Here is a 7,107-nt window from a genome sequence, read left to right on the forward strand (position 1 = left end):
ATTTGAGAGTGAAATGAGAGATAAGTTCCGGACCGTATCTGGTAAGCTCCTGTTGGCAGCGGGGGCTGCTATCTCCGCTATTTTGTTGGCATATACCGCCTTCAATGGCTGGCAGACCTCCGCACGCGTCAAAAGTCAGGTGATGGATCTTGCAATCCATAAAGCCGCATGGGCGGCAGAGCAGGTCGGAGGCTCCCTCACGCAGGCGACCTCCGCAGCGACAGCCCTCTCGGGGCTGCTCGAGGGCTATTTCGACCATGGCGGGGGCGAGACGACGCAGGTGATCGACATGCTGCAGGACGTCTCGCTACAATATGAAAACCTCTATTCCTCTTGGATGTCGGGGATGCCGGACGGGTCGACAGATGCGTTCGTGACAGGCGACAAAGGCCGAAACGAGGCGGGGATCTTCACCCCCTACTGGACGAAAAACGAACAGGGCACGGTCGATCTGATCACCTTCCCCGTCGATACGGATGCGGAATGGTTCAAGGCGCCGGTCGAGGAGAACCGCCCCATTGCAACAGAACCCTACAGGGCTGTGGATGGAACTCTGATGACGTCGATTGCCGTGCCGGTCCATCATGATGGCCGGACGATCGGGGTGGCGGGTGTCGATATCACCTTGGGCAAGCTGGATGCGCTTCTACGCCAGATGAAGACCTTCGAGGGCGGCCGGATGATGCTGGTCGATGCCGGTGCCAAATGGGTGGTTGGCGAGGACGAGAGCCAGCTGATGTCGGTCTATGACGCGCCGGGCAGTGACCTTGTCCGCGATGCACTCTCGGATGGCCAGCCGCGTGTCATCACGGGGTTCGAGGACGGGCGCACCCGCCTTGTCATGCCTTTTACCGCCCCGGGGATGAACCGGACTTGGGCGACCATCCTCGATGTGCCCAAGGCCGTCTTCGCGGCGCCGGTGATCAGCCAGCTGCTGTCTGCCGCATTGGGTGGGGCACTTATCTTGCTTCTGGCGTTGGGAGTGATCGGCGCGGCCGCATCGCGTCTGGTGCGCCGGCCGCTTGCCGGGATGCTGGCCTCGGTCGATGATCTGGCGGCGGGGCACTATAGCGCACCGGTTCCGGGCACGCGCGGGCGCGACGAGATCGGCGCGATGGCACGTTCGGTCGAGACCCTGCGACTGGGTCTGATCGAGAAAACGGAGCTGGAGGCCGAGCAGGCCCGCATGCGCGAGGAGGCCGAGGCGGCCCAACAGGCGCGGCTCGCGGAAGAGGCGCGCCAGCGGGAAGAAGCCGAGGCCCTTCGTCTTGCGCAGGCCGAAGCCGAAGCCCGTGCCGAGGCGGAAACCCGCGAAGCGCGTGAGCGCGCCGAAGCGGAGAAATCCGCCCGTGCACGGGAATTGTCGCAGGTCGTGGATAGTCTGGCAGGCGGGCTGCGTGCCCTCTCCAAGGGCAATCTCGATGTCACCCTTCAGGAGCGCTTTGCCGAGATCTACGACCCGCTGCGGATCGATTTCAATGACACGGTCCGGCATCTGACCGAGCTGGTCTCCTCGATCAGCCATGCGACACAGGAGATCAATGGCGGATCGCACGAGATCGCCCGCGCGACGAGCGATCTGTCCCAACAGACCGAGACGAGCGCCGCCACGCTGGAGCAGACCGCTGCAGCGCTCAACGAACTGACGGTGTCCGTGCGCTCGGCGGCCGAGAGCTCGCATCATGCCGACGGATTGGTGCGCGATGTCTCGCAAAAGGCCAGCGCCTCGATGTCGGTGGTCGAGAATACGGTCCTCGCGATGGAACAGATCAGCGCCTCGTCCTCGCAGGTGTCTAAAATCATCGATGTTATCGACGACATCGCGTTCCAGACCAACCTTCTGGCCCTGAATGCCGGTGTGGAAGCCGCCCGTGCGGGCGATGCCGGACGGGGCTTTGCGGTGGTGGCCTCCGAGGTGCGCGAACTGGCGCAGCGCTCGGCCAATGCGGCCCGCGAGATAAACGATCTGATCATGAAATCAGGCGATCAGGTGACCAACGGCGTGACGCTTGTCAGCCAGACCGGCGAAGCCCTGCGTGACATACTCGAGAGCATCAAGGTCGTCTCGGTCAATGTCGGGGATATCGCGGCGTCGGCAGATGAGCAGTCCTCGACCATTGGCGAGATCAATACCGCAGTCAACCAGCTCGATCGCGCCCAGCAGCGCAATGCCGCAGCCTTCGAGGAAACCACCGCCGCCTGCACCGCGTTGAACCGGCAGGCTCATGATCTGGCAGGGCTGGTCGGCCAGTTCCGCCTGTCCGAGGAGCACCGCCGCGTCGCCTGACGGTGCAGGGGCACAGGGGCGCGGCCGTCGCAACAGCCGCGCCATTATCCCCGCGCTTTTCGCTTCGGGGACCGGATCGCCTTGTTCATGCGGTGCTCGTGCATGATGCTGTCCGAGGGGATCTGGCTATCGGAAGGGGGGCAGGCAAAAGCCCACCCCAGCTTCTACTTGCCCTCACAGGCCCACGGGCTAGCTGCCGAAAAACGACGCATGCGGGGGGAGATGACACGAGAAGAGATCATGGTGGCCTATCGGGCCTATATCGCGTGCCTGAACGGGCGGGACTGGCAGGATCTCCACCAGTTTGTTGGCAAGGACGTGATCTATAACGGAACCCGCATCGGGCTGGAGGGCTATGCAGGGATGCTCGCTGCGGATGTTCGCGCGATCCCCGACCTTCAGTTCACGATCGCCGCGCTCGTCTGCGACCCACCCGTGATCGCTGTCCGGCTCGCCTTTGACTGCTCTCCGGTGGGGGATCTCTTCGGGCTGGCAGTGAATGGAAAGCAGGTGCGCTTCGACGAGCATGTCTTTTACGAATTTCACGATGGCCGGATCCAGAAGGTCTGGTCGCTGATCGACAAGGCCGCCATCGCCGCACAGATATGACACAGCGCGGGAGGGCCTCCCGCGCGCACCATCCCTGACAGATCGAGGACACCGGCATGACGACAGACGTTCTACACATTCCCGAAGACAACGAGATGTTCGCAAACTATCGCGCGGCTTTCGAGACATACGGGTTTTCGCCTGCGGTCAGATCCGGCGGGTTCCTGTTCATCTCGGGACAGGTAGGTGTCCGGCCCGATGGCAGCGTCCCCGCGGACATCGCGGGCCAGACCGAATGCGCCCTGCAAAGGATCGGCGAGCTGTTACGGATCGCGGGCTTCGGGTTTGCCGACCTCGTCGATGTTACCAGTTATCATGTGGATATCGCGGACACATTGCCGGCGTTCATTGAGGTCAAGCAGCGCTTCATCAAAAGCCCGTTCCCCGCTTGGTCGATCATCGGCATCTCCGGCCTGAGCCGACCCGAGCTGAAGATCGAGATCAAGGCCGTTGCCGCTTTGCGTGAATGAGCCGCTTCGGGAACGGAAACGTTATGACCGATGCTCTTCACGCATAGGCCATGCAGGATACGCATTAGACATCCGGCACGAGGCGGAGCTTGGTGGGGTCATCGACCGCCCGCGAGGGGCGGAGAGGCCAGTCACAGGACACCGGATACACCCATGTCGGATCAAAAATTCTTTGCCAATATCGAACGTTTCATCGGTAATACCACGCCGCATCTGGACCTGACCGACGGTCTGGCCGAGCGCATCACCCAGTGCAACTCGACCTACGCCGTGCGTTTCGGGGTCAAGCTGCGCGGGCGGATCTACAGCTTCGAGGGCTGGCGTTCGGTGCATAGCGAGCATATCGAGCCGGCCAAGGGCGGTATCCGCTATGCGCCTGATGCAACGATGGACGAGGTCGAGGCGTTGGCGGCGCTGATGAGCCTGAAATGCGCGCTGGTCAATGTGCCGTTCGGCGGCTCCAAGGGCGCGCTGCAGATCAACCCGTCGGACTGGACCGAGGATGAACTCGAGCGTATCACCCGCCGCTTCACGCAAGAGCTCGCCCGCCGCGACCTCATCCATCCGGGCCGTAACGTGCCTGCGCCCGATATGGGCACGGGCGAGCGCGAGATGGCATGGATCGCCGATGAATATCGCAAGACCGGCCGTGCCGATGCGATCAATGTCAGCGCCTGTGTGACCGGAAAGCCGGTCGCGCGCGGCGGGATCGAGGGGCGGGTGGAGGCCACGGGCCGCGGGGTGCAATATGCCGTGCGCGCCTATCTTGCCCATCCCGACATGCCGGCGGTTTCTGGGCAAAAACAGATCAGGGGGCTCTCGGTGGTGGTGCAGGGTTTTGGCAATGTGGGCTATCACAGCGCCAAGTTCCTGGCCGAGGATGGCGCGCGGATCGTGGGGATCGTCGAGCATGATGTGGCGATCTTCGATCCGAAGGGCCTCGATATCGAGGCGGTGGCCGCTCATCGCCGCGCGACAGGCTCGATTGGCGGGTTTGCGGGCGCCGAGACGGTGCCGAGCGCCGAGGGCCTGACCCATATGGCCGCCGATATCCTGATCCCCGCCGCCAAGGAGGCCGCGATCACCGAAGGCAATTGCAACGAAATCGACTACCAGCTGATCGTCGAGGCGGCCAATGGTCCGGTGACCGCCGCCGCCGAAGAGGTGCTGGGGGCGCGCGGTATCCGCATCCTGCCCGATCTCTTCGTCAATGCGGGCGGGGTTGTGGTGAGCTATTTCGAATGGGTCAAGAACATCACCCATATCCCCTTCGGCCTGATGGAACGCCGCCAGCAGATCGCCACCGGCATGTCGATGGTGAGCGCGCTCGAGCAGATGTCGGGGCGGTCGATGACCGATGATCTGCGTGCCTCCATCGCGCGTGACACGCAAGAGATCGACCTCGTGCGCTCGGGCCTCGAGGAGATCATGACGCGGGCCTTCGGCGAGATCGCGGCGCAGCATGCCCGTATGCCCCAAGTCAATCTGCGCACCGCCGCCTATGCCGTTTCCATTGCGCGGATTGCGGATTACTATCGCGCGATTGGCCTGTGACGGGCCGCTGGAACGGATGACGTGAATGGATATACGCTGGCTCGAGGACTTCCTTGCCCTCGTCGAGATGCGCAATTTCACCCGCGCGGCGGAGTTCCGCAATGTCTCGCAGGCCGCTTTCAGCCGGCGGATCCAGTCGCTCGAACATTGGGTCGGCACTGCCCTTATCGTCAAGGGGGCGGTGCCGGTCAGGCTGACCGATGCGGGCGAGGATTTCCGCGCCGAGGCCGCGGCTTCGGTCGAGCGGCTTCTGGGGGCGCGCGCCAAGATCCGCTCGAGCCAGTTCGCGCTGATGTCGCAGGTGCGTATCGCCACGCCCAACTGCCTTGCGCGATCGGATTTCAAGCGGGTGCTGAAGATGCTCAAGGGGCGGGTCAAGTGCTCCTTCTCCGTCATCGTCGGCAATACGCAGGATGTCACCGCGCGTTATATGGCGGGGGATGCCGATATCCTGCTGTGCCATGACAATCCCGCGCTTCCGAGCCCCATCCATACCGATGCGCAAGAGCGGCTGGTGGTGCGGCGCGACCGCTTCCTGCCCTATGCCGTCCTCAACCGGCACAAACGCGAGGCCTTCGGCTTTCCGGGCACCGAGAAAGCGCCGTTCCCGCTGATCGCCTATTCGCACAAGGCCTATTTCATGCGGCTCTTCGAGCATGTGCTCGAACGCGCGCCCGTCGATCCGGCCTACAGGATCAGCGTGCAATGCGATATGTCGGACGTCCTCAAGGAGATCATCATGGAGGGCCACGGGGTCGGCTGGCTGCCGGTCAGCGCGGTCGATGATGCGGCGGCGCGGGTCATCGGCCCGATCGGTGGACCGGAATGGGCGCTCGATGTGGAGATCTGCGCCTATCGCCCGATCCGGAAACTGGCTCCCGAGGTCGAGGCGCTCTGGGCGGCCCTCAAGGAGGAAATCCGTAATGGACATTGATGCGGCAGAGCTTCAGTCCTTTCTGACCGATCTGGATGCCGATATCCGTGCCCGCGCCGATTGGGGCGAGGTGGCCGATTATATCCCCGAGCTGGCCAAGGTGGCCCCTGCGCAATTCGGCGTGGCTGTCGCGCTGGCCGACGGGCAGGTGCTGCAAGCGGGAGCCGCCGATACGCGCTTCTCGATCCAGAGCGTCTCGAAGGTCTTCACGCTCGCTTGCGTGCTCGGGCGCAGCGGCGAGCAAATCTGGACACGGGTCGGGCGCGAGCCCTCGGGGACGCGGTTCGACTCGATCCTGCTTCTCGAGCAGGAAAAGGGCCGCCCGCGCAACCCGTTCATCAATGCGGGCGCGCTAGTGACCACCGATGCGCTTCTGGCAGGGCGTGCCCCGCGCGAGGCGCTGAGCGAGGTGCTGGCCTTCTTGCGTCTGGCCGCGGGGGATGAGGATATCCATATCGACCGCGCTGTGGCGCTTTCGGAGGAGCGCACCGGTTTTCGCAATATCGCGCTCGCCAATTATCTGAAGTCCTTCAATAATATGACCAACCCGCCCGAGATGACCTTGGGCACCTACTTTCACCAATGCGCCATCGAGATGACGGCCACGCAGCTTGCACGGGCTGGGCGGATGATTGCGCAGCTGCCACGGGCGCCCGCGATCCTTGCCCCCGAGAAAGCGCGTCGTCTCAATGCCTTGATGATGACCTGTGGCCATTATGACGGCTCGGGCGATTTCGCCTTCCGCGTAGGGCTGCCGGGCAAGAGCGGCGTGGGCGGCGGCATTCTGGTCATCGCGCCAGGAGTGGCCTCGATCGCGGTCTGGTCGCCTGGGCTGAACCTCTATGGCAACTCCCATATGGGAACATTCGCCGCCGAACAGATCGCCCGTTTCACCGGCTGGTCGGTTTTCGGATAAGAGGTCGACGATGGAATGAAGCAGGGGTGAGATGTTCACAGCGATCCCGGTTTCTAGCGGAAAGCGATCGTGTCCCAGCTGATGGTGTAGCTCATAGCGGGCCTCGTGCTGACTGGCGGGCCGAGCTGATCAGTCGCGCTGCGCTGCAGGCAAGCTGACCACGACATCATCGCAGATTGGCGCCAGCGTTTCCAGTGTCATGTATCGACCGCGCTGGACGGTCCATTCCTCGGTCTGCTCCATCAGGATCGCGACCTATGAGGCGGCGGATCGAAGCCTCATTAGGAAAGATCCCGACCACGTCCGTACGGCGCTTGATCTCGCCGTTTAGGCGCTC

At 63.3% G+C, this 7,107-nt stretch carries 6 protein-coding genes and 1 pseudogene; 6 read left to right on the forward strand and 1 reads right to left on the reverse strand.

Features of this window, described 5'->3' with window-relative positions:
* Positions 1 to 142: 142 nt before the first annotated feature.
* From VSX56_RS14630 to VSX56_RS14655, 6 genes are all read left to right on the forward strand, one after another.
* Positions 143 to 2,287, forward strand: a complete 2,145-nt coding sequence (locus VSX56_RS14630; RefSeq protein ID WP_350938163.1) for a methyl-accepting chemotaxis protein — start codon at positions 143 to 145, stop codon at positions 2,285 to 2,287.
* A gap of 222 nt (positions 2,288 to 2,509) precedes the next feature.
* Positions 2,510 to 2,896, forward strand: a complete 387-nt coding sequence (locus tag VSX56_RS14635; protein WP_339115544.1) for an ester cyclase — start codon at positions 2,510 to 2,512, stop codon at positions 2,894 to 2,896.
* A 56-nt stretch (positions 2,897 to 2,952) separates the two neighbouring features.
* Entirely contained in the window at positions 2,953 to 3,366 is a 414-nt protein-coding gene (locus VSX56_RS14640) for a RidA family protein (RefSeq protein WP_350938165.1), read from the forward strand.
* Between the two features lie 153 nt (positions 3,367 to 3,519).
* Entirely contained in the window at positions 3,520 to 4,920 is a 1,401-nt protein-coding gene (locus tag VSX56_RS14645) for a Glu/Leu/Phe/Val family dehydrogenase (RefSeq protein WP_350938167.1), read from the forward strand.
* 25 nt (positions 4,921 to 4,945) lie between these two features.
* The gene (locus VSX56_RS14650; protein WP_350938169.1) at positions 4,946 to 5,854 is read left to right on the forward strand and encodes a LysR family transcriptional regulator; all 909 of its coding nucleotides are present in this window, start codon (positions 4,946 to 4,948) and stop codon (positions 5,852 to 5,854) included.
* Positions 5,844 to 6,770, forward strand: coding sequence for a glutaminase (locus VSX56_RS14655; RefSeq protein ID WP_350938171.1), 927 nt, complete (start codon positions 5,844 to 5,846; stop codon positions 6,768 to 6,770). The genes VSX56_RS14650 and VSX56_RS14655 overlap by 11 nt, the downstream gene beginning before the upstream one ends.
* Positions 6,771 to 6,899: 129 nt before the next feature.
* On the opposite strand, the pseudogene VSX56_RS14660 reads toward VSX56_RS14655, so the two are convergent.
* Positions 6,900 to 7,107 (reverse strand): annotated as a pseudogene (locus tag VSX56_RS14660) (transposase); the annotation flags it as partial.

This window comes from Thioclava kandeliae (assembly GCF_040297545.1).
Taxonomy (GTDB): Bacteria; Pseudomonadota; Alphaproteobacteria; order Rhodobacterales; family Rhodobacteraceae; genus Thioclava; species Thioclava kandeliae.

What these genes read in the sequence shown, in the direction of transcription:
- VSX56_RS14630 (WP_350938163.1), top strand. Translation starts at nt 143, where the DNA reads ATGGATCTTGCAATCCATAAAGCCGCATGGGCGGCAGAGCAGGTCGGA.
- VSX56_RS14635 (WP_339115544.1), top strand. Translation starts at nt 2,510, where the DNA reads ATGACACGAGAAGAGATCATGGTGGCCTATCGGGCCTATATCGCGTGC.
- VSX56_RS14640 (WP_350938165.1), top strand. Translation starts at nt 2,953, where the DNA reads ATGACGACAGACGTTCTACACATTCCCGAAGACAACGAGATGTTCGCA.
- VSX56_RS14645 (WP_350938167.1), top strand. Translation starts at nt 3,520, where the DNA reads ATGTCGGATCAAAAATTCTTTGCCAATATCGAACGTTTCATCGGTAAT.
- VSX56_RS14650 (WP_350938169.1), top strand. Translation starts at nt 4,946, where the DNA reads ATGGATATACGCTGGCTCGAGGACTTCCTTGCCCTCGTCGAGATGCGC.
- VSX56_RS14655 (WP_350938171.1), top strand. Translation starts at nt 5,844, where the DNA reads ATGGACATTGATGCGGCAGAGCTTCAGTCCTTTCTGACCGATCTGGAT.